Source organism: Rubinisphaera margarita, assembly GCF_022267515.1.
In the GTDB taxonomy this organism is placed as follows: Bacteria; Planctomycetota; Planctomycetia; order Planctomycetales; family Planctomycetaceae; genus Rubinisphaera; species Rubinisphaera margarita.
This window is the reverse complement of the sequence record NZ_JAKFGB010000014.1, coordinates 331,127-351,690: the sequence shown is the minus strand read 5'-3', so window position 1 is coordinate 351,690 and position 20,564 is coordinate 331,127. Positions and strand designations below refer to the sequence as shown.

General features: G+C 58.6%; 13 protein-coding genes. 7 read left to right on the top strand and 6 right to left on the bottom strand.

Going from position 1 to position 20,564, the window contains the following annotated elements; all coding sequences use genetic code 11:
• Positions 1 to 152: 152 nt before the first annotated feature.
• A complete protein-coding gene (locus L1A08_RS14280; RefSeq protein WP_238757117.1) occupies positions 153 to 1,937 on the top strand; it encodes a potassium/proton antiporter in 1,785 nt (594 codons plus the stop codon).
• Positions 1,938 to 1,994: 57 nt separating this feature from the next.
• Here the strand turns inward: L1A08_RS14280 and L1A08_RS14275 are convergent, their stop codons facing one another.
• A complete protein-coding gene (locus L1A08_RS14275) occupies positions 1,995 to 3,365 on the bottom strand; it encodes a Gfo/Idh/MocA family protein (protein ID WP_238757116.1) in 1,371 nt (456 codons plus the stop codon).
• A 212-nt stretch (positions 3,366 to 3,577) separates the two neighbouring features.
• Positions 3,578 to 5,803, bottom strand: coding sequence for a sialidase family protein (locus tag L1A08_RS14270; RefSeq protein ID WP_238757115.1), 2,226 nt, complete (start codon positions 5,801 to 5,803; stop codon positions 3,578 to 3,580).
• A gap of 318 nt (positions 5,804 to 6,121) precedes the next feature.
• Between L1A08_RS14270 and L1A08_RS14265 the strand changes: the two genes are divergently transcribed.
• Positions 6,122 to 6,973, top strand: coding sequence for a GGDEF domain-containing protein (locus tag L1A08_RS14265; RefSeq protein WP_238757114.1), 852 nt, complete (start codon positions 6,122 to 6,124; stop codon positions 6,971 to 6,973).
• Entirely contained in the window at positions 6,960 to 9,857 is a 2,898-nt protein-coding gene (locus tag L1A08_RS14260; protein ID WP_238757113.1) for a protein kinase domain-containing protein, read from the top strand. Before L1A08_RS14265 ends, L1A08_RS14260 begins: the two co-directional genes overlap by 14 nt.
• A 1-nt stretch (position 9,858) precedes the next feature.
• On the opposite strand, the gene L1A08_RS14255 is transcribed toward L1A08_RS14260, so the two are convergent.
• On the bottom strand, positions 9,859 to 10,719 hold the full coding sequence (locus L1A08_RS14255; RefSeq protein WP_238757112.1) for a sugar phosphate isomerase/epimerase family protein: 861 nt from the start codon (positions 10,717 to 10,719) through the stop codon (positions 9,859 to 9,861).
• 268 nt (positions 10,720 to 10,987) lie between these two features.
• Here L1A08_RS14255 and L1A08_RS14250 point away from each other — a divergent pair, with 268 nt between their 5' ends.
• Entirely contained in the window at positions 10,988 to 12,385 is a 1,398-nt protein-coding gene (locus tag L1A08_RS14250; RefSeq protein WP_238757111.1) for a tetratricopeptide repeat protein, read from the top strand.
• 319 nt (positions 12,386 to 12,704) lie between these two features.
• Here the strand turns inward: L1A08_RS14250 and L1A08_RS14245 are convergent, their stop codons facing one another.
• Positions 12,705 to 13,958: a hypothetical protein gene (locus tag L1A08_RS14245; RefSeq protein WP_238757110.1), complete on the bottom strand. Its 1,254-nt coding sequence runs from the start codon at positions 13,956 to 13,958 to the stop codon at positions 12,705 to 12,707.
• A gap of 474 nt (positions 13,959 to 14,432) precedes the next feature.
• Here L1A08_RS14245 and L1A08_RS14240 point away from each other — a divergent pair, with 474 nt between their 5' ends.
• Positions 14,433 to 14,996: a DNA-3-methyladenine glycosylase family protein gene (locus tag L1A08_RS14240; protein ID WP_238757109.1), complete on the top strand. Its 564-nt coding sequence runs from the start codon at positions 14,433 to 14,435 to the stop codon at positions 14,994 to 14,996.
• 133 nt (positions 14,997 to 15,129) lie between these two features.
• Here L1A08_RS14240 and L1A08_RS14235 read toward each other — a convergent pair whose 3' ends face one another.
• Both L1A08_RS14235 and surE read right to left on the bottom strand, forming a co-directional pair.
• Positions 15,130 to 16,392, bottom strand: a complete 1,263-nt coding sequence (locus L1A08_RS14235; protein ID WP_238757108.1) for a hypothetical protein — start codon at positions 16,390 to 16,392, stop codon at positions 15,130 to 15,132.
• 149 nt (positions 16,393 to 16,541) lie between these two features.
• Complete coding sequence (gene surE, locus L1A08_RS14230) at positions 16,542 to 17,297, bottom strand: 5'/3'-nucleotidase SurE (RefSeq protein ID WP_238757107.1); 756 nt, start codon at positions 17,295 to 17,297, stop codon at positions 16,542 to 16,544.
• Positions 17,298 to 17,613: 316 nt separating this feature from the next.
• On the opposite strand from surE, the gene L1A08_RS14225 reads away from it, so the two are divergent.
• Together L1A08_RS14225 and L1A08_RS14220 are read left to right on the top strand one after the other, a co-directional pair.
• Complete coding sequence (locus L1A08_RS14225; RefSeq protein ID WP_238757106.1) at positions 17,614 to 17,994, top strand: hypothetical protein; 381 nt, start codon at positions 17,614 to 17,616, stop codon at positions 17,992 to 17,994.
• 954 nt (positions 17,995 to 18,948) lie between these two features.
• Positions 18,949 to 20,544: an Rne/Rng family ribonuclease gene (locus L1A08_RS14220; RefSeq protein ID WP_238757105.1), complete on the top strand. Its 1,596-nt coding sequence runs from the start codon at positions 18,949 to 18,951 to the stop codon at positions 20,542 to 20,544.
• Positions 20,545 to 20,564: the final 20 nt, after the last annotated feature.

Here is a 20,564-nt window from a genome sequence, read left to right as displayed (position 1 = left end):
CGGCGGGATTGCGCGCTCTGCGAGGGAATCCTCGCAAGATGAGCCTCTCCTCTGCTACTCTCTCCACAAACGGAACTCATGAGCTATGGTGAGAAGAGCGTTTGCTGCCTGAGTTCCGATCAGCCATGGACGACGAGTAGTGGATTTGCGGAATGCTGACTATTGAGACGATCATCCTCATCACGGGGATCCTGTTGCTGCTCGGGATTGCTTCGAACAAATTCTCGACGCGGATGGGCATCCCCGTTCTGTTCCTGTTCCTGGTCGTCGGGATGCTCGCCGGTTCCGAAGGACTGGGCGGAATTGAGTTCGAGAATTACGCGCTGGCAAACGCCATCGGCACGGTGGCGCTCAGTCTGATTCTGTTCGACGGCGGCTTAAGAACACCGGCTCGCTCGATTGTCGCCGCCTTGAAGCCTGCTGGAACACTGGCGACTGTCGGCGTGATCCTCACGGCGCTGATCACCGGGCTCGCCGCATCGTGGATTCTGAAGATCCCGCTCCTGGAAGGGCTGCTGCTGGGAAGTATCGTCGGCTCGACCGATGCCTCGGCTGTGTTCTCGGTGCTGCGAACTGGTGGCGTGAATATCCGTCAGCGACTGGCAGATACACTCGAAGTTGAGAGTGGCTCGAACGATCCGATGGCGATCTTTCTCACCGTCAGCCTTATTCAGCTGATTACGAATGCCGTCGAACCGGGTTGGGGACTGCTCGTGATGTTCTTCACGCAGCTCTCCGTCGGAGCGGTCGTCGGCCTGGCGGTGGGATACGGCGGCGTCTGGATTCTCAAGAATGTCCACCTGGGTGCAGCCGGTCTGTACCCGGTGATGGCGACTGCACTGGCGTTGTTCTCATTCGGTATGGCCGCCCTCTTCGGCGGCAGTGGCTTTCTGGCGGTCTATCTCACCGGCATTGTGATCGGAAACCGTCGACCGATCTTTCACCGCGGCATCCTGCTCTTTCACGACGCTGCGGCATGGATCAGCCAGATCCTGATGTTCATGACGCTCGGCCTGCTCAGCTTTCCGTCGCGGCTGCTTGAATCGGCCGGGTCAGCTCTGGCGATTGCGTTCGTATTGATTCTGGTGGCCCGTCCGATCGCCGTCTGCATTTCCCTGGCCCCCTTCCGTTTCCTGCCGCGCGAACTCCTGTTTCTCTCCTGGGTGGGGCTGAAGGGAGCGGTGCCGATTACCCTGGCGACCTTCCCAATGCTGGCCGCCGTGCCCGATGCCTCGACGATGTTCGATACCGTCTTCTTCGTCGTGCTTGTCTCGGCGCTGATTCAGGGATGGACATTGCCGACGATGGCCCGGTCTCTCAAGCTCGATGTCGAAGGCAAACTGCCGCCTCCAGTGACACTCGAAATCAGTTCGCTGCAGAACGTCGATGGCGATATCGTCGACTATTATGCCGGTCAGGACTGTCGAGCCGTGGGACGAATGGTCAAAGATCTTGCCCTCCCGGACGGCGTGGTGGTGGCCCTGATCGTCCGAGACAATCAGATCATCCCGCCGCAGGGGCGGCACTCCATCCACTGTGGCGATCACGTTATCGTGGTGATGCGTCCGGCCGTCCGTGCGATGGTCGACCGCGTCTTCTCCCGTCGTGGAGACGAGGAAAAGGCACTCCCGCAGGCGTTGGAGTTTCCTTTGCGTGGTTCGATTCGCGTCCGGGACATGCAGCAGCTGTACGACCTCACCCTCGACAAGAACCTGGATCGCACGCTCGACGAACTTCTCCGCGACCGACTTGGGAAAAGCGGAATCGTCGCTGGAGCATCGGTCACGTTCGACCAGATCACTCTTCGCGTCCGCGAGATCAATAGCGACGGGCACGTTGACTATGTCGGCATGATGATCGTCTCCCCGCCAGAGCCCGTGCCGGAAACGTCTGAAGCGAAGAAGAAGGAGACGGAGAAGGACGTGGAATCGAAATAAAAAAGGGCGCGACCGTGTGCTGATCGCGCCCCGTTCTATTTTCTTCCGAGTTCGGGATTACATCTCGATCTCGTATTCCTTGCGGCTTTCGCGGGCCAGGAACGAGTTGGCCTGGCTGTCGTTGATGACTTCCCGCTTTTCCGGATCCCACTGCAGTTCCCGGCCGAGTCGCATGGCGATGTTCGACAGGTGGCAGATTTCGAGCATCCGGTTGTGAGACCAGACATCGGAAATCGGCTGCTTGCGGGACCGCATCGCTTCAATGAAGTTCGCGGTGTGGTTCTCGCTGACCGGGCCGCCATAGACTTCTTCGATTGCGCCGTCCGGCAGCGGGTTGCTGGCCAGATCTTCGACCGGCTTACCGGTGATCTTGCCGCGGTTCACAAAGAACCGGCCTTCGGTTCCTTCGAAAAGGATGCCGTTGTCGCCCGCGCTCTGGATGACCATCTGAACGTCGTTCGGCATCGCGACATGGATCTCGAACTTTGTCGCGGCGTTGTACTGGTCGTCGACGACAGGATGTCCGTCTTTGTACTCGACCGGCAGCGTGTACTCGGTCGGAGAAATGCGGCTCGGGCCGGTATCAGTGGCGCCGAGGGCCCAGCAGGCGATGTCGACGTGATGAGCGCCCCAGTCGGTCAGCTTGCCGCCGGAGTACTCGTGCCAGTTGCGGAACGCATAGTGGCAGTTACTGTAGAGCGGCACGCCGCCGCCGTATCCTTTGCGCATCTCAGGCAGGGCACGGTAGGCAACTTTCGGAGCAGGGCCGAGCCAGAAGTCCCAGTCGAGTTCCTGGGGCACGGGAGCCTCCGGAATGACCGGAGAAGCATCCATCCCGCCGATGCCACAGGTCACTTTCTGCACCTTGCCGATGCGGCCGTCTCGAATCAGGGCGATCGCCTGCAGGAACCGCTGTCCCGATTCGGTCCGCTGCATCGTTCCGACCTGGAACACGCGGCCGGTCTGCTTGACGATCTTTTCGATGAGCTTGCCTTCATCGATGGTGAGCGTCAGCGGCTTCTCACAGTAAACATCTTTGCCCGCCAGCATCGCTTCCACGGCAACTTTGGTGTGCCAGTGGTCCGGCGTTGCGATCATCACCGCGTCGATATCCTGACGATCCAGAATCTCGCGATAATCCTTCACGGCATCCGGAGTCTTCCCCTGCTTGTCCTTTGTCTTCTGGACATTCTCGCCGAGGACATTGGAGTCGACATCGGCCAGAGCGGCGAAGTCGGCGAACTTGAACGACTTGCTGGTGATCGCCCAACCCTGATTACGAAGACCGATGGTCGCGAAGACCGGCCGTTCGTTGGGAGATTCGTAACCGAACGCTCGGTTCATGGAAGGCAGAAACAGGCCCGCGGCTCCCGCTGCGGCTGCGCTCTGCAGAAACTGCCGACGAGACGGCTGATACGACTGAGTCATAATAAAATCCTGAGGTTGAAGTCTGAGATATTCAAAGGCGGGAAACCGTCCGCCACATCTTATTTTGATTGATCGGCCCGGTCCCTTCGATGAGAAGCAGCTGAGGACAGATCACAGTTTCCTGATTTAACATACCCTAAACGCAGTGACGGTTGAAGCCGATTGGCCTGCAAGCAGCGATCTGAGCGAATTTCCATCCGGTTCGGAAAGGCTCACTCCGTGGCTCCGATCTCCTCGAGTCTCCCGAACATGATCCGCTCTTTGCGACTCGAAGAACTGTCGCCCTGGGTCACGCTCAGCCAGATCACGCCCTCGTGTTCGTGGAAAGTCGGATACTGAAAGGACTTCGTGGTTTCGAAACGGTATTTGCGGGTCCAGTTTTTCCCGTCTGCGGAGACATCGACATTGAAGACACTGCGGTTGACTCCGTCGATGCGGGTCGCTTCCTGCCAGCCGAGATAGTAAAGGTCGCCAAAGCGGTCGAACGTCGGTTTTGAACCTGTTCCATTGGGGACGAAGGGAAGCGGGCGTCCGACGCTCCAGGTTCGCCCATCGGAACTGAACGTGAAGTGATAGTTTCCGGCGTCGTTGCGGCAGATCGCCATCCATCGATCATCCGGGAGACGGTTTACGGCCGATTCACTCAGAGCAGCCGACTGCGGTTCGTTGTAATGACCGAGCACTTCGAAGGTGGCCAGATCGTCATGCACGAAGGCGAGGGCGTTCTGTCGAGCCGGGTAGTTGTTCAGAGCAACGTACAACTGGCCATCGAATTTTTTGAACGAATCGAAGATGTAGAGTCCGTAGTCTTTGGCCGGTTTCTTGAAGCCGTGCCGAGCCGCGTCTTCGTGAAAGAAACGCGGCTGCATGTCGATGGTCCCAGCTGCGGTTTTCAATTTCGCCTTGTGAATGGAATCGGCAAACTGCTGGGTCGGCAGATCGAAATCACGGAACCACATCTGTGCCTGACGTTGCCCCGGACGCTCGCTGGCGAAGTAACATCGCAGCGTCTGATCGTCCTTCTGCACAATTCGAGGTACGAAGCAGGCCCCGACGGGCAGCGTTTCGTTGTCGAACTCCTGCTCTCCGCGAGCGAAGGGAATGATCTCTTCGACCTTGAGCGATTGCAGATTCACGATCGAGAGCGTGCAGTACACCTCTGGCCAGGCGGAGCTTTCCCCGGCTCGTGTATCGTTCACTTCCGCAACGAGATAAGCGCGGTCGTCGACACAGACAAACTCGCTGTCATGGGCGCCTTTCACCTCGGCTCCCGTCACCTGGACGAGCCGTTTCATCACGGCATCCCCGGCTTGTGTTGGATTCCAGTTCTCCGGGAGACGCTTTTCCGTCTTCAGATTACTGACCACCTGCTTCAGCCGAACGGCCTGAGACACGTTCTTTTCAGCAGCAACATCCTGCTCGCGGAAGGTCGCGTACAGAATTTCTCCGGCTCCCTGCCGGTCGCGGTCATACGTGATCCAGATCAGCCCCTCTTGATCCTGAACGCCATCCGGGTAAGAAATGCTGCCCCGTTCGTCGAGCAGTAACCCTTCATTCCAGGTGAGGCCATCGTCGGTGGAAAGTTGAGCCGTGAGATGGCTGCGGCCCTGGAAGTTGTGATGGTTGACGAGCAACAGATTGCCCGAGGCAAGACGGCGAATGAAAAACCGGGAGCCGGGACTCGCAATCTCGGTGGCCTGTCCCTTGCTCCATGTTTGCCCCTTGTCGTCAGAATGACTCTCCCATAAGACGCCGCTCCCCGTCCGAATCAGCATCCACAGCCGCCCGTCGCGAAGTTCCGTGATCATGCACTCCAGCGCCCATTCCGGGGCTTCGATGGCACCATGAAGACGCCAGGTCTTGCCCTCGTCGGACGAGATGGCAACGCCCTGAACCTGTTTCGGACCGGCGAACCAGTCATGGATCGGCTCCAGCGCATGCGTCACAGGCATCACCCATTCTCCCGAGGACAACACCGTGATCTTGTTCATCCGGAATGCATACGGGGTATCAAGATCGATGCGGAACTCTGCTCCAAACACGGGGGGACTGGCGTCTGGATCAACGCAGACGCGGGCATGCACATCATGCTCGGCTGTTGTTCGGCTGCCACGATTGAAGATGTACCAGAGTTGCCCCTTCGGATCGATCCAGAGGGTGGGATCGAAGCAGCGTGCATCCTTTGAGGGAGCGGCCATGACGATCGGTTCGGTGAAGAACTGTCCGTCGTCGTCGCTGTAGGCGAGAACCACGGTATTCTCAATCGCAGGTTCTTTGGTTCCTCCCGTGAACCAGGAGACAAACACGCGTCCTTCTGCAGTGCGTTCCAGTCCCGGAATTCCCTGCCATTCTCGATGCGGCAGCTCTCCGAGTTCTTCAGCGAAGGTCGATTGCGCAATGGTGAGCAGGATTGCGATCGCGGCTGTCACACGTGGCATCAGCCTTGTTCTTTTCGGAAACGTCATTGCAGTCTTTCTCTCAGGTCACGGGAGGAGCGGCGTGCTGCGGATGTCCAGTTCAATGGAATCCGGGGCAGACTTCAATAGACCGAGGAGCGTTTGTCCTGGGCGGCGAGTCGCATAATCCGAACAGCCGGAGTTTCTTGCCTTCTGCGGAAATAGTTTTGAGGCGAAGACGCAGATCCCCCGCAGCCGGTAACATAGGGTTGAACCAGACGAGGCTTTACTCCACACACATTCATTCGGGCCGCACACATGACAAGCGTCTGGCAAGCCACCGTTTCGAGCAAGAACACCATGCCTGCTTCGAAGACATCGGGAATCGGAAAACTGCTGCAGATTCACCCGGTTGAAATCAACTCCGGATTGATCTCCATTCCGGAGAACGGTCTGAAGGTCGGACGAGGTGACGGAGCGGACCTCGTGCTCAACGAAGAAGCCGTCTCTCGCGAGCATGCCCGGATTGGCTACCAGGACGGACGTCACTATCTGGAAGATCTCGGCAGTACGAACGGGACGTTTCATAATGGGGAGCGGATCGAGTTTACCGAACTCCGCCCGGGTGATCGCATTTCGATCGGCTCGCACATCTTCAAGCTGCTTTCCGGCGACGAGACCGAAGCGCAGTACTACGAATCAATCTACGACATGATGACTCAGGATGGACTGACCCGCATCACGAACAAGCGGGCGTTCCTCGACATCCTGAAACGGGAGACTCAACGGTCGTTGAATACGAACCGACCGCTCTCGCTGATCATGCTCGACATCGATCACTTCAAATCGATTAACGACACCTACGGACATCTGGTGGGCGATCAGGTTCTTCGGGTCGTCGCTCAGCGAATTCGCGATGTCGTCGAATCCCACGTGACGTTCGCCCGCTACGGCGGCGAAGAATTCGTCCTGCTCGTTCCGGAAGTGAACGCAACAGATGCAGCCGTGATCGCCGAGCGTTGCCGCCGGGCCATCGCGACGACGGAGATCGAAGGGAGTGGCCATCTGATTCCCGTTTCGATCAGTCTCGGAGTCGCCGATCTGCAGTCGCTCAGCCCGGATACCCTGCAGCCCGATACCGATCTGATTTCCTATGCGGACGCAAAACTCTATCAGGCCAAACACGAGGGCCGAAATCGTGTCTGCAGCTAGTTCGCTCGAAGCCAGCCAGACGCTCGATGCGAGCCGCCTTCCCGAGAAGAAGTCCGCCGTCCTGCCGAATGACGCGGCAACCGTTGCCGGCGGACGGTCAGTTCTCGCACCCTCGAGCTCATCGCGGCAGCTGCTGCCAGGGGCACGTCTCGGCAACTTCGTGGTTGAATCGTCAATCGGCTGCGGTGCGATGGGAGCCGTCTATCGGGCTCGACAGATCGCCCCCGTTCGACGCGATGTCGCTCTGAAGATTGTCATCGATGGGGCAGGGGACTCGCGGCTGCTCGAACGCTTCGAACGGGAACCGCAAACGCTGGCTCAGCTCGATCATGCTGAGATTGCGCACATCTTCGATGCGGGGACATCACCCACCGGGGAACCCTATTTCGCGATGGAGCTCTGCTCGGGGCAGCCGATCGATCAGTTCTGCGATGAACGTGAGCTTTCGCTTGCGGACCGGCTCCAGCTTGTCACCCGGATCTGCCATGCGGTGCAATACGCCCACCGTCGCGGAATCATTCATCGCGATCTGAAGCCGGAGAATATTTTGGTCGCCGACGGGGACCCGCAGCCGATTCTCAAGATCGTTGACTTCGGGATCGCCAAGGTGCTCGACGATGCATCACTCGATTCGCCCTCGCAAACGTGTGTCGGTGAAGCGATCGGGACGCCAGCGTACATGAGTCCGGAACAGGCACGCGGCAAGTCGATCGACGGCCGGACCGATGTCTTCTCAATCGGAGCCCTTCTGTTTCAGCTGTTGACTGGCTCAACTCCTGTCGACTTCGAGACACTGCAGCCCGACACGTTAATGGACGCCATCCGCTGTGCAGCCGAGCTTGAGCCGGAACGCCCCCGCCAGCGGTTGAGACGTTTGTCCCGCGATCACTTGAAGAAGATTGCCGACGGGCGGGGAACAGGCCCGCGTCATCTGCAAAAGCTGCCGGCCGATCTCGACTGGATCACACTGAAAGCCATTGAGCCGGACCGCCGGCAGCGCTATGCGACTCCGCACGATCTCGCCGACGATCTCAATCGGTTTCTGACCAGTCAGCCCGTTCATGCGGTCCGTCCGGCCTGGACGTATCGACTCAGAAAGTTCGTGCAGCGGAACCGGACGGCTGTCATTGCAACCGCATTGGTGACAGCCACCGTTCTCGTCTCCGCCGGCATTATCGGGCACGATCACTGGCAGGAACATCGTCGTGAAACCGCCCGTCTGGCCCAGGTCAATTACGATGTCGATTCCATTCTGAAGTCGGCCACCTCCCGGCTCGACCTCGCGGAACGGGATCGAACCCATCTCGAAAGTCAGCTTCAGGAAGTGGGGTTCGAGCTCGAACAGGCGACCGGATTGCTCAAAGAGTTTCCCGAGTTGACCGCCCCCCGGACTCAACTTGAAAAGCTGACCAGACGGCTCGCACAGGATCTGCGTTCGCTCGAATTCGTGCACCGACTGGAACAGGCTCGCAACCGTCCGATTGCTGAAGAAGCCGCGACTGCGGGAAGCGGCCTGACCGCGGCTTCACTGCACGAGCTCGAAGCGGTATTCGCGGAGGCTGGACTGGTCCCTCTCGAATCGAGTCCCGTCGATGTCGCCGCACGATTGCAGGGAATGCCCGTCTGTCTTCGCCGGGAGATTGTCGACGCTCTGGAATTCTGGCTGAGTGAAACTCCAGTCGGTCTCGGCGTGCATCTCCGCCACAGCCCGGCCGAGTGTTCGGTCGCAAATCTGGTCTCGGGCGGATCGGCTGCAACCTCGGGGCTCCTTCAGAAGGGGGATCACCTCGTTGCCATCGAAGATTCTTCCGGAGCATGGCATGAACTTCGCGGGCTGAACCTGACGGAGGTCTGCCGACGTTTGAACCCCGAGCCGGGCACGACAGTTCGCCTGCGGATTCGTCCGCTCAACGAGAGTGAGCAGGTGGTTTCATTAAGAAGCGCCGGAGAGACGGCCCGCTGGATTCGCCGCACACTTCACGAGATCGATCCCGATCCGCAGGCCGAAGAACTGCGCGATGCGGTTCTGAATTATGATGCCGCCCGTTTGCTCGAACTGGCGACATCAGCGGACAGTCATAACCGCACCGTTTCCGGCACGATCCTGTTAAGCGGGACATTGTTTTCACTGGGAGAACGGGACGCGGCGATCGATCGCCTGCGGACCGTTCAACGAGCCCGGCCGGAGAACTTCTGGATCAATCACTATCTCGGAATTGCCCTGCACAATCTCGATCCGTTCGGTTCAAACGCCGAATCGATTCGTTATCTCACAGCCGCGGTTGCGTTGCGTCCCGACTCGGCCGTGCCGCACTACAACCTGGGTTATGTGCTGGAGAAAGCAGGCGAGACGGAAGCCGCGTTGGAATGCTTTCGGATGGCGGCGATCCTCAATCCAGATTACGCACTCGCCGCTGAACAGGTCGCGAAACTCGAACGCGAGACGGCTGCGAGAACCGAACGAGCAGGCAACGGGATCAGCCAGAAACTCACTCCAGTTGACTCCCCTCAGAGCGAGTCGTATCTCGACATTCCTCCTTTCGAGCAACAGGCTCGCGATCTGGCGGGGCGGGGGCAGTTCGAAGACGCTTACCGGGTCCTGGAGGAAGCCGAGAACTCGACGCCCGGAGATCCTCGCATTGCGAGAACCCGCGGGCTCGTGCTGCTCACGCAGGGGAAATACGCGGAGTCTCGCGAAGTGCTGTTCGAGACAGCGATTCGAGATCCAGCCGATGCCGCCACGCGGTTCTATCTCGGCATGGCCTGCCATTATCTCGGGTTGATTCCCGAAGCCATCCGCGAATATGAAGCCGCTCTCGAACTGCGTCCCGACTACGACGCCGTCCGTGAGTACCTCGATCCGCTCCAGCCAGCGAATTCGTAAATCAGCTCGCGAGTCGTTCCCAGAGCTTGCGATTCTCTTTCATCGCCGCCGGAATGTCTTCAGGCACCTTGCCGTCTTCAATCAGCGTCCAGCCGCTGAAGTTGATCCCCTTCAGCAAGGCAAACAGCTGCTGCCACGGGTAATTGTCGTGCCGCAGGTCGTGGATATGCACCGTGCTGATGCTGTCCTGAACCAGCTTGAAGTTGTGCTCCAGCCCTTCGCCCGCGAGATCGGTTCCGTTGCAGTTCCAGCAGACGGTGACCGCCGGATGATCGGCGACATCCAGCATGGTGCGGATGTAGGGGAGCTCGCTGGTCCCCCGGCCGTGAACTTCGAGCCGAATGATCTGACCATGATCTTCCGCGAACTGCCCGACTTCGCGGAGCGATTTGCCGATCTGCTCCAGCGTCTTCTCTTTCGAGACTTCTTTGGGGAATCCGTTGGGCCGCACTTTGACGCCCGTTCCACCAATGTCGTGCGAGAGTTTGATGAACTCTTTGGTCTCTTCGATATTCTTTCTCACAACCTCGGGATCAGCCGAGTGATACTCACAGGCGCTTCCGGGACCGACACATTCGACCGGACTGTCGGCAAACTGGGCCTGGACTTCCCGTCGCTCGGCGGCATCGAGAGTGATCTCGACGCCATGTTTGTGAGTCGACCGCAATTCGACGCCGGAGAAGTCCGCCGCTTCGCAATGTTTGATGATCGTGGCGAGATCCCAGTCTTTGCCCCACTGGTAGGTCACCAGACCAAGCCGCATCTTCGAAGGAGCGGCACTGGCGGAGGCGGGCAGGGCGGCCAGAGCCGAACCGGCAGCGAGGAACTGAAGGAACTGGCGACGATCGATCGGTCCGGGCATGGGAGGTTCTCTCGAAAAGGAACTGTGTACGGATCCACAACCGGATCGAATCTACCCGTCTGTTCCGCAGCTGACAACCAGAGCCGGATCTTCACGCCTTTTTCGGTCGTATGAGCAGGAACCCGGCAAGACCAATGTCGGGAACATCAATGCCTGTTGCTGAGAGATTCGATTAGACCGTATACTTGGAAGTGTCACCATCTGAAGCGGTTTACCGGGTTTGCTGAACTCCCGTTCTCAACCTGGATCTCCTGGAAAGCAGACAACGATGAGCGGAGTTGAAGATATCGCCAGGCAATGCTGGCAGCGTGGTTCCAAGGCTGTCAGTAACGAAGACTACGATTACGCAGTCGAGATGTTCCACAAAGCGGCCGTCCTGGTTCCCGATAATCTCGCGTATCGGCAGTCACTCCGGGGAGCCGAATTCAAGAAATATGGCAACAACGGCAAGGGAGCGGGTGCCATGTCGAAGCCCCGGCTCATGGGACTTCGCTCGAAACTCTCTCGCGCCAGGTCGAAGGGCGAGTGGGACGAAGTTGACAAGATCGCCGAAGAAGCTCTCAAGCTCAGCCCCTGGGACGCCGGTTTCAACGCAGCCGTGGGAGAAGCCTGTAAAGCGCGAGGCTACAACCACGTCGCCATCTTTGCGTATCAAACTGCAGTCGGGCCGACCGGAGAGCCGGACAATATCAAGCTGCAGCGGGAGTTTGCCCAGCTGCTGCAGGACGATCGCAAGTTCACCGAAGCCGCCAACGTGTGGAACAGGGTGATGAAGCTCGATCCACAGGATTCGATCGCTCGGCAGAACAAAACGGCCTGTCATTTCGAAGCGACCATCAAAACCGGCGGGTTCGATGACGCCGAATCGATGGAAGACGTCAAGATGACAGACGCCAAGGTCGCTGAAAAGCTAGGTCTCAAAGGCAAACGGCCTGGTGACGCGGATGCTCCAGGTCAGGATCCGGAAAAGGATCTGATGCATCAGATCCGCAAAGATCCCAATAGTGTTGAACTGCACCAGAAGCTGGCCCAGTTTTACGAGTCCAAGGGACAGCTTAAGGAAGCTCAGGAAGCGCTGCAGAAAGCACTCGAGCTTTCCAAGGGCGATCGCAACATTCAGGAACTGATCGACGAGCTCGAACTGAAACAGATGTCATTCCAGCTGGACCGACTTAAACTGGCGGCTTCGAACGCGCCGGATGATGAAGAGGCGCAGAAGAAGGCCTCGCGTTTCGCCCGGAAGCTGCTTGACCGCGAGATCGAGATTTATGAAGTGCTCGTCCAGCGATATCCACAGAACAAGCAACACAAATACCAGCTCGCCCGCCGCTACAAGGTTCTTAAACGATGGTCCGATGCGATCCCGCTGTATCAGCAGGCCAGTCAGGACCCTCGACTCGAAGTCGATTCCCTCGTCTCGCTCGGCAACTGCTTCCTGAAAGACAACAAGCCGACGCTGGCCAAGAAGCAGTTCCTCAAGGTTGTCCCGCTGATTTCGTTCGAAGACTACCCGGACCGCTTCAAGGAAGTGCATTACTGGATCGGTCGGATCCTCGAGAAAGAAGGCGACCTGAAAGCAGCCGAGGATCATTACGGCGAAATCCTCGCCGTCGACTACGACTACCGCGACGTCCGCGATCGCCTGAACGGTCTCGCCGAAACGTAGCAACCAGCCGGGTGGCCCGTCCGCCCCAGCGGGCAGGTCGCGGCAGCGACAAGAGGCAGCGCCATCGGCGCCTTACAGAGTGAGATCCTCCGGTCTCAAAGAGATCTCATTCATGGCGGGTCTCTCCTGACTTCGTCACCCGCCCGTGATAAGGCTGAAACTTTCCCCGTCTGGAAACTTCTTAACCCGAAGCAGTCAGCGAGGGCGAAGTGGATGTGGCCCTCACTCACGTTTCGGGTTGAGAGACTCGCGGCTGCGACACGAAAACAGGCCGCGCACGTCTTGTGCACGGCCTGCTGGGGATAAACCCGGTCACAGATTATTCAAGATCGGTCGGCGTCGGCACCATCGGGCCGTCGGTCGATTTTTCTGAGGGAGTGATCGTCGGCGAATGAATTTCGTGTTCGGCGATACGGCTCGGTGCAGTCAGCGAGCGACCGTCGGCAATTCGTCGATCGAGAATGACTCGGGCGGCGTCGCGAACTTCGGCATCGCTGAGTCGACGCAGGTCCGAAAGCTGAATCAGCGGCTTGAGGACTGACAGCGTCTGTTCGACGGTCATCTTGAGCACGGTCACTTCCTGCAGATCCCGTCGCATTTCGGTCAGCATGGCTGCCTGATGCTGAATTTCCTGTTGGAAGTCTTCGAGCAGCTCGACGGTTTCCACAGCGTTCGAGATCCGCTTATTGTCGGTCGAGAGTTCGTTCTGAATCGCAACCATGCCTCGCAGATTCGCCGAGGCTTTCTCGAACTTGACCGGATCCTGCTCAGCAAGTTCTTCTTCCAGGGAGACCATGCGGGCGATGGTCTGGCTGGCGGCGTCGGTCGCTTCTTCCTGTTTGGCGATCGTGCCGTGCAGTTCGCTGATACGAGCCACGACCGCTTCGCTGGCGTCAATCTGCTCCTGTTGTTCGAGCATGTTCGTCGTCAGCGTGTTCACGCTGTTGAGAACTTCGCCAGCCGCGTTGATCGTTTCCGAAGCTTCGGCCATCTGATTGCTCATCAGACTGGTCTGAGCCTGGAAATCATCAATGGCGGCGTTGACGGCGACCAGATTGGGACGGGCTTTGGCGGCCGAATCCCCAATGCGAACGACATGTTCGGTCAGGGTCATCATGGCTCCCAGAGCTTCACGGGACTGAGCCACGATCGGAGCCTGCTGGGTGAGGGTCCTCTGCATATCCGCCAGATTGGCGAGCGTCTGGGAAGCCGTTTCCTGCCCAGCCGTCAGAGCCAGCACATCACTGCGGAGCTTGCGGATCGAAGCCAGCGAGAGTTCGGCTTCCGCGATCTGACGCTTCTGCTGCCGCAGACCTGTCAGCAGATCGTTTGTTTTCCAGAGGTCATCGCGGGTGCCGACGAGCTGATGCATATCCGACTGCATCATCGCAATGTCGGATTCCAGCATCCGCATCCGTTCCGACATCGGACGGGTCACGGTGAAGTACATTCCGAGAAAACCGAACACGAGACCGGCCGTCAACACCGACCACGTCCGCGAAGCCAGCAGGTTCGGTCGCGGCTTCGGTTTGATGTGCGCAGAATGTGTGAACTGAAACTTATTGTGTGCCATGGTATGGTCCTCCCTTCGCACTGGCGGCCGAGTGCCACAGCCGACATCAGACGAATCGACAGAGTTGAGATTGTGTTTCGCCAGAGCAATTTCCGATGATCCGCGGTCTCAGGAGCGCGACGAGACATCGCTGTTCGACGTCGCGAGCATGAGCTGCTGCAGGTCAGGCGTGAAGTTGCCCAAATGACGAGTCCCCCCGCCTTATCCAACCGGCAACGGCAACTCATCCTTTCCCTGCTTCCTAATATCGCCATTCTGCGAAGCTTTATGCGGCCAGCTTGACCCACATTCCCCAGTTTTCATGCAATCAACGCATCATATGCAGCATAGCGACGGTAGCAGCGTTGCGGTTTATAGCGGTTGTTCCACAATGGCGTTCGGCCTGGAGCCGTCCCGATTTCCCCTGCGGAGCCCCTGATGTCCACATCTCGCTACGAGGCGGCCCTCCGTCATCTGAGACGAACTGACCCAGTGATGAGCCGCCTGATCGGCCAGGTCGGTCCATGCACACTCAAGCCGAATCGTCGCCGATTCGAAATGCTGCTGCGGGCGATCGTGTCTCAGCAAATCTCCACAGCGGCCGCTCGAACCATCTTCAAGCGAGTTAAAGGCTGCAGTTCAACTGGACGGATTTCTCTGATCGGAATGCAACAGGTCAGTGACGAGCAGTTCCTCGCCGCCGGTTTATCGCGACAGAAGCTGAAATACATTCGCGATCTGATTGAACATTGCGGTCGCCGCGAACCCGACCTGTCACGACTCGACCGGCTGACGGACGAGAAGATCATCGCCGAACTGATCGCAATTAAGGGGATCGGCGTCTGGACAGCGCAGATGTTCCTCATCTTCAGCCTGGGCCGACTCGATGTGCTTCCCACCGGCGACCTCGGCGTGCAGAACGCTGTACGCAATCTCTACGGCATCGACGGGGAGAAAGACGCGTTGATCAGGAAAATGCAGGAGCTGTCGCTGCAGTGGACCCCGTACGCCAGCATCGGTAGCTGGTACTGCTGGCGCAGCCTGGATCTGAAACCGTAGCGGCGGTCGCTTCAAGCAATTCTTCACCTCTTATTGCGACGGGTCGTTCGCTTGCTCACGCCTCGGCGTGAGGGCTTCGCGCAATCCGTTCAGCGAGACGAAAGCGTGGCGAGCGTTCTGAACCGTTCGACGCTCAGTGGTCGTCGCTTGATTCCGGTTCGTCGGCCTCGTTCGAGGGGAGGGGTGTGAATGTGTACTCCGGATGCTCCTGCTGCCAGTCTTTCCAGAACGTCGCGGGCGTCGTGCCTCGCCAGAGGGCCAGCGCGTTGCCGACATGACTGAGGAAGGTGTACCGCTGCAGGACCTGTTCGCGGGACTGGCGCTGGACGACATCGATAATCCAGCCGGCTGCCTTGTCGATCTGGTGCTGTGGCGGATGAAGCTCCTGCGGTGCGATCGCCAGCCATTCCAGATGATGTCCCGTCGCGATGATCTTTGAACGCATCTCGTCGTCGCGGGGATTATCGACCGCGTTCTGACCTTCGTTCCAGTTGGACGGCCAGTGGCCATCTTCGAACTGGGAAACGGTAATCAGATCCCGGATGAGAGACAGATGGGCATGGACCTCGTCCGCGATCTCATCAGAAAGAATGTCGTGATCCTGATCGAGCCGCCAGAGCAGCATCAGTGAATAAACACGATGCGTGCCACTGCAGACTCCCTTTTCGAGATACCCCCGCATCAGCCGCTGAGCGAGCAGATCGAACGACATTTCGCGTCCGTCGACCGCCTGCCAGGTTCTCGTCGGTGCCAGCCAAAGACCGAAAGCCATGGCCGTCCACTCGGTTTCCCGTTCATCGAGACGGAAGTCCCGGAGTGCTTCACGGACGACATTCTCGAGAGTCATCTTGCGTTGAGTCGGCAGCATGACCGGTTCGTTGAGACGCGCTCCGGCTTCCGTCACGCAGGCCAGCATGTGGTCGTGATGCACGGACTGACTGCGAGCTTCTCCCCAGTTCACTCCGACGCCCGTGCGGCGATCTTCCAGCAGCGGGCTGGCTTCTTTGCCCCACGACAGAACGAAGGTGCCATGATCGAGGAGAAACTGCTCCATCTGTTTGCCGGAAAGAACGTCCGGATCGCGGAACTCAGCTTCGATCCCCCAGGCACGAATCGCATGTTCGACGAGGTTAGGACGCAGCCCTTTCTGTTCGAATTTCGGTCGGACCTGCCAGAGCACAGCTGCGAGATCTTCGTCGGAGACCATTTCCGGTCGATCGTACAACGACGAGACGCGGAGCGGCTCGGTCCGTGGAATCTCCACTTCGGGAACAACAGGCGTCCCAACGAGATCAGCAGTCAGTTCCTGCTTCGCCCGGGAGCTGGCCAGTGAGTAGGCGAAGGTGAAGCTGGCCAACAGGGCGACCTGCACTCCCCAGAAAATCAATTTATTCATGGCAACCGTTCCAGATTGGGTCAGAGCTTTTTCAACTCTAGAGTCCCGGACGGGGAGTTGCGAACAGTGGACCGACTCCCGAACCTCGATTGTACCCGGGCGGAGCGGTCGTAGCGAATCCGCAAACTGCAACGGCGGCAGACGGGCCGTCAGTCCCAGCCCAGCGAGCGGGCCTTCTCCAGCAAAGAAACTTTGGTCAGGTCAAAGTGGAGCGGCGTCACCGTCGCGAAGTGCTCGGAAAGAGCCGCGATGTCGGTCCCTTCATCGCTCTCGTGGTTCTCCAGCGGATCGGTTCCACTCCAGTAGTAGGGCTTGCCACGCGGATCGATCCGACGTTCGATCGACTCGGTATGCCGCCGCACGCCCATCGCGGCGAACCGAACCCCCTTCATCTCGACATCGCTGGGCGGGAAGTTGACACTCCAGAGCAGCCCGGGTTCCGGAAAGTCCTGGATGAGCCGGCGGATGATTTTCATCGAACGATCGGCGGCGCGGTCAAAGTCGGGCGGGACCGAGCAGTTCAGCGAGAGAGCAATCGACGTGATTCCGAAGAAAGCCCCTTCAATCGCTGCGGCGACAGTACCGGAGTAGAGGACGTTGATGCCGTAGTTCGAGCCGGCATTGATTCCCGAGATCACCAGATCGGGGCGCCGCGGGCAAAGTTCCAGAATGCCGAGCTTCACGCAGTCGGCCGGACTCCCATGCACAGACCAGCCGAACAGACTCCCGTCGCGATAAATCTCCTCGACCTGCAGCGGGCTGCGGTAAGTCACGCTGTGACCAACACCGCTCTGTTCGTACGCGGGAGCGACGACGGTCAGATCTCCGAGCGACTTCAGGCGTTCGGCCATCGCAATCAGACCGGGGGCGTGAATTCCATCATCGTTGGCGAGCAGAATCTGCATCGAACTTTCCTATCCTCGACTTCTGTCGTGCGACCTGTTTCAGAACGATTCACCGGTCGCTGTCGCGGAATCGTCCAGTCCGCCTGACTCGACTTCCGCAATGTAGCAGAAAGACAACGGACCGTTGAGTCTACGCATCACGGGTCGCGGACGGGAACCCGGTCGAATTGTCGCGACCGTCCCCGGCCTCCCTGATCCGTAGCGTTTTGCGTTGCAGATCCGCCAGTTTTCAAGGAGTTCGTCCACTGGACCGCCAGTTGCATGGAAGTGCCAATCCACCTGATTGACACTTTGAATGCTGCGTCTGGTTCGTCCAATGACTCCAATTTCCCGCTGTTACGTCTATCTGCCGTACTGGGCCTGTCCCTGCAAGATTCCGGCGTACGCTTCGGCTCGGCAGACGATCCCCTGCTACAACGACAGCTGTCGGACGTCGCCTCAACCGGCCGCCTGCGAACCGTCATCCCAGCCCGCTCCGGCTCCGCGAGTGGAACAGAATCGAGAGTGGATGGCGGCACTGCAGAGTCCGCATTCCAGCCACTACCTGCTCGATACAACCGGCCTCAGCTATCTGCCGGGAAACATTTCCAGCACCCTGTTCTATTACGGCGTGCCGCCCATTCAGAACCGCGATCGCAACGTCGATGAATACCGCGTGGTTGAGCCGACCGGGACCCGTCTCGACGTGCTTGCGTGACGTGTTCGTGCGGAAATTCAGCGGCCGCAGTGAGCTGGCTCTATTGCCTAAATGGGCAACATATGTCATTATGCAGCAAAGCTCATCGGCTGCACGTGTTCTTTTGAACAGACAGCAGCCCGCTCACGGAAGCGGGCGCCGGCGCGGAGATCCATCCAGAGCGATTGCCGGCTTCCACCATACAGACATTAAAGAGTTCACCGACGGAATCGGTCTTTCGCCGATCCGTCACAGATTTCACCCCAGGGAAAGGTTTTAACAGAACCAGGGGGATTCGAACTGTCAGCAATTCCGCTACCGCCAGGCAGTGGAGATTGAAACCCGAAGCGTTCCTTCCTCATTCTCATCGCTGAATTCGCGGCTGCAGCGTTCCGACGCCGGCCGACTTCGCAGAGAATCATACACTTTCAGGCATACATTTTGTGGCGACTGAGGTGAGGAAGCAGGACCGGAGGACAAACGGGCGAATGCAGAGACCTGGTGAGGGTGCCCTGTCATCGACGGCAACAGGAAATCGACTGTCGTAACGCGAAACCATCAAATCGCATACGACAATCAATGCCGGACCAGACAGACGCCGACTCAGTTCAGCTTTCATGCCGTACCCGTTCGATCAGCACGCCGACAGTGACAACCAAAATACCCCCGGGACAGGGACGAGCCGAATGCCGAGTCATTCGCACGTCGCCCACAGGTCACACTGCGCGAGCGTCGGGGGCAATCCCCCTTCGACGCCAGCTGTGAACGACGCGGCCTCTGTTCAAAGACGTCGAAGTTCAGTATTCACATTCGAGTTCGAAGTAGAGATTTCCTTCCGGTTTTCGCCCCGAACGTGCCCGAAAAGTTCCGCACGACCCCCGGCATGCCAACCGGCACGACTCTTCCTGAGATGCGCGTCATGAAGCTGAATGGAGCCTGTTAAAGCCTTTCTCAATAGTTCGAGAAAGGTCCACCATGAAAACCGAAATGCTGGTCAATGTTTACCAGCCCGAGGAAAGTCGTATCGCGATCGTCGAAGACGGCGTCCTCGAAGAGCTCTATGTGGAGCGAAACAGCCGCGAAAGCTTCGTCGGCAACATCTATAAAGGCCGGGTCGTCAACATCGAGCCGAGCATTCAGGCCGCATTCGTTGACTTCGGCGTCGGCACCAACGGCTTCCTGCATGTCAGTGATGTCGAAGCCGAGTACTTCAAGCACCTTCCGCCGGTCGAAAACACCCGCAGCCCCCGCGGTGGCGACAAATCCCGCCCCGGTAACGGCCGCAAACGTCCGGGCAGCGAACGCTCCGTCGCCGGCAAGCCTTCGATTCAGCAGATCTTCAAGCGGGGTGATGAAGTCCTCGTTCAGGTGATCAAAGACGGCATCGGCAACAAAGGCCCGACGCTTTCGACCTACATCAGCATCCCCGGCCGCTATCTCGTCCTCATGCCGGCCCTGCAGCGGGTCGGTATCAGCCGCAAAATCGAGAGTATTGATGATCGCAAGAAGCTGCGCGATATCATCAAGCAGCTCGCGCCTCCGGAAGGGCTGGGCTTCATCGTCCGCACCGCCGGGATTGACCGCACGGAGAAAGATCTCCGCCGGGACATGAACTATCTGCTGCGGCTCTGGAAGACCATCGTCCGCCGCATCGAGAAGCATCCCGCGCCGGTCGATATCTACCAGGAAAGCGACATGATCACGCGGACGATCCGCGATATCTACACCAGTGAGATCGATTGTGTCCTCATCGACGATCAAACCCAGTTCGAGCGGGCCCGCGACTTCATGAAGGTCGTCCTGCCCAAACAGGTCGACCGGGTTCAGTACTACGACGGAGCAGAGCCGCTGTTCCACAAGTACAAGATCGAACAGGAAATCAGCAACATTCAGGCTCGGACCGTCCCCCTCAAGGGTGGCGGATCGATCGTGATCGACCAGACCGAAGCCCTCGTCGCCATCGACGTGAACAGCGGAACGCATCGTGTCGATGACAATGCCGAAGAGACGGCCTATCAGGTGAACCTCAAGGCGGCTCGGGAAATCTCCCGCCAGCTGCGACTCCGCGATCTCGGCGGGGTGATCGTGAACGACTTCATCGACATGCGGCAGGAAAAACATCGCCGCGGCGTCGAACGGGAACTGCGGGAAGCGGTGAAACGCGACCGGGCCCGCACGAAAGTGCTGCGAATCAGCCCGTTCGGACTGATCGAAATGACCCGCCAGCGAATTCGCCCGTCACTCAAGCGGAGCATTTACGAAGACTGTCCCTGCTGCAACGGAACAGGCTACGTCAAGACGGCCGAAAGTGTCGCCATCGAAGTGATGCGGGAAATGATGCGGGCCTCCAGCCAGGAGAATATCCGCAGGATTTACGTCGAATTGAATCACCGCGTCGCCTCGTATCTGTCGAACAAGAAACGCAAGGAATTGCTCGTTCTTGAGGACAAGAACAGAGTGGTCATCAACTTTGAAGCCCGTTATGACGTGACGCCCAACCACATGGAAATCCGCTGTCAGGACGAATTTGGAGTCGATGTGCCATTTTCTCACAGCATGAACTCGAAATAGCAGCAGGAAACCGCTAGAAT

Coding starts and splice junctions, on each gene's coding strand:
- L1A08_RS14280 (WP_238757117.1), top strand. CDS start 153: ATGCTGACTATTGAGACGATCATCCTCATCACGGGGATCCTGTTGCTG.
- L1A08_RS14275 (WP_238757116.1), bottom strand. CDS start 3,365: ATGACTCAGTCGTATCAGCCGTCTCGTCGGCAGTTTCTGCAGAGCGCA.
- L1A08_RS14270 (WP_238757115.1), bottom strand. CDS start 5,803: ATGCCACGTGTGACAGCCGCGATCGCAATCCTGCTCACCATTGCGCAA.
- L1A08_RS14265 (WP_238757114.1), top strand. CDS start 6,122: ATGCCTGCTTCGAAGACATCGGGAATCGGAAAACTGCTGCAGATTCAC.
- L1A08_RS14255 (WP_238757112.1), bottom strand. CDS start 10,719: ATGCCCGGACCGATCGATCGTCGCCAGTTCCTTCAGTTCCTCGCTGCC.
- L1A08_RS14250 (WP_238757111.1), top strand. CDS start 10,988: ATGAGCGGAGTTGAAGATATCGCCAGGCAATGCTGGCAGCGTGGTTCC.
- L1A08_RS14245 (WP_238757110.1), bottom strand. CDS start 13,958: ATGGCACACAATAAGTTTCAGTTCACACATTCTGCGCACATCAAACCG.
- L1A08_RS14240 (WP_238757109.1), top strand. CDS start 14,433: ATGAGCCGCCTGATCGGCCAGGTCGGTCCATGCACACTCAAGCCGAAT.
- L1A08_RS14235 (WP_238757108.1), bottom strand. CDS start 16,392: ATGAATAAATTGATTTTCTGGGGAGTGCAGGTCGCCCTGTTGGCCAGC.
- surE (WP_238757107.1), bottom strand. CDS start 17,297: ATGCAGATTCTGCTCGCCAACGATGATGGAATTCACGCCCCCGGTCTG.
- L1A08_RS14225 (WP_238757106.1), top strand. CDS start 17,614: ATGACTCCAATTTCCCGCTGTTACGTCTATCTGCCGTACTGGGCCTGT.
- L1A08_RS14220 (WP_238757105.1), top strand. CDS start 18,949: ATGAAAACCGAAATGCTGGTCAATGTTTACCAGCCCGAGGAAAGTCGT.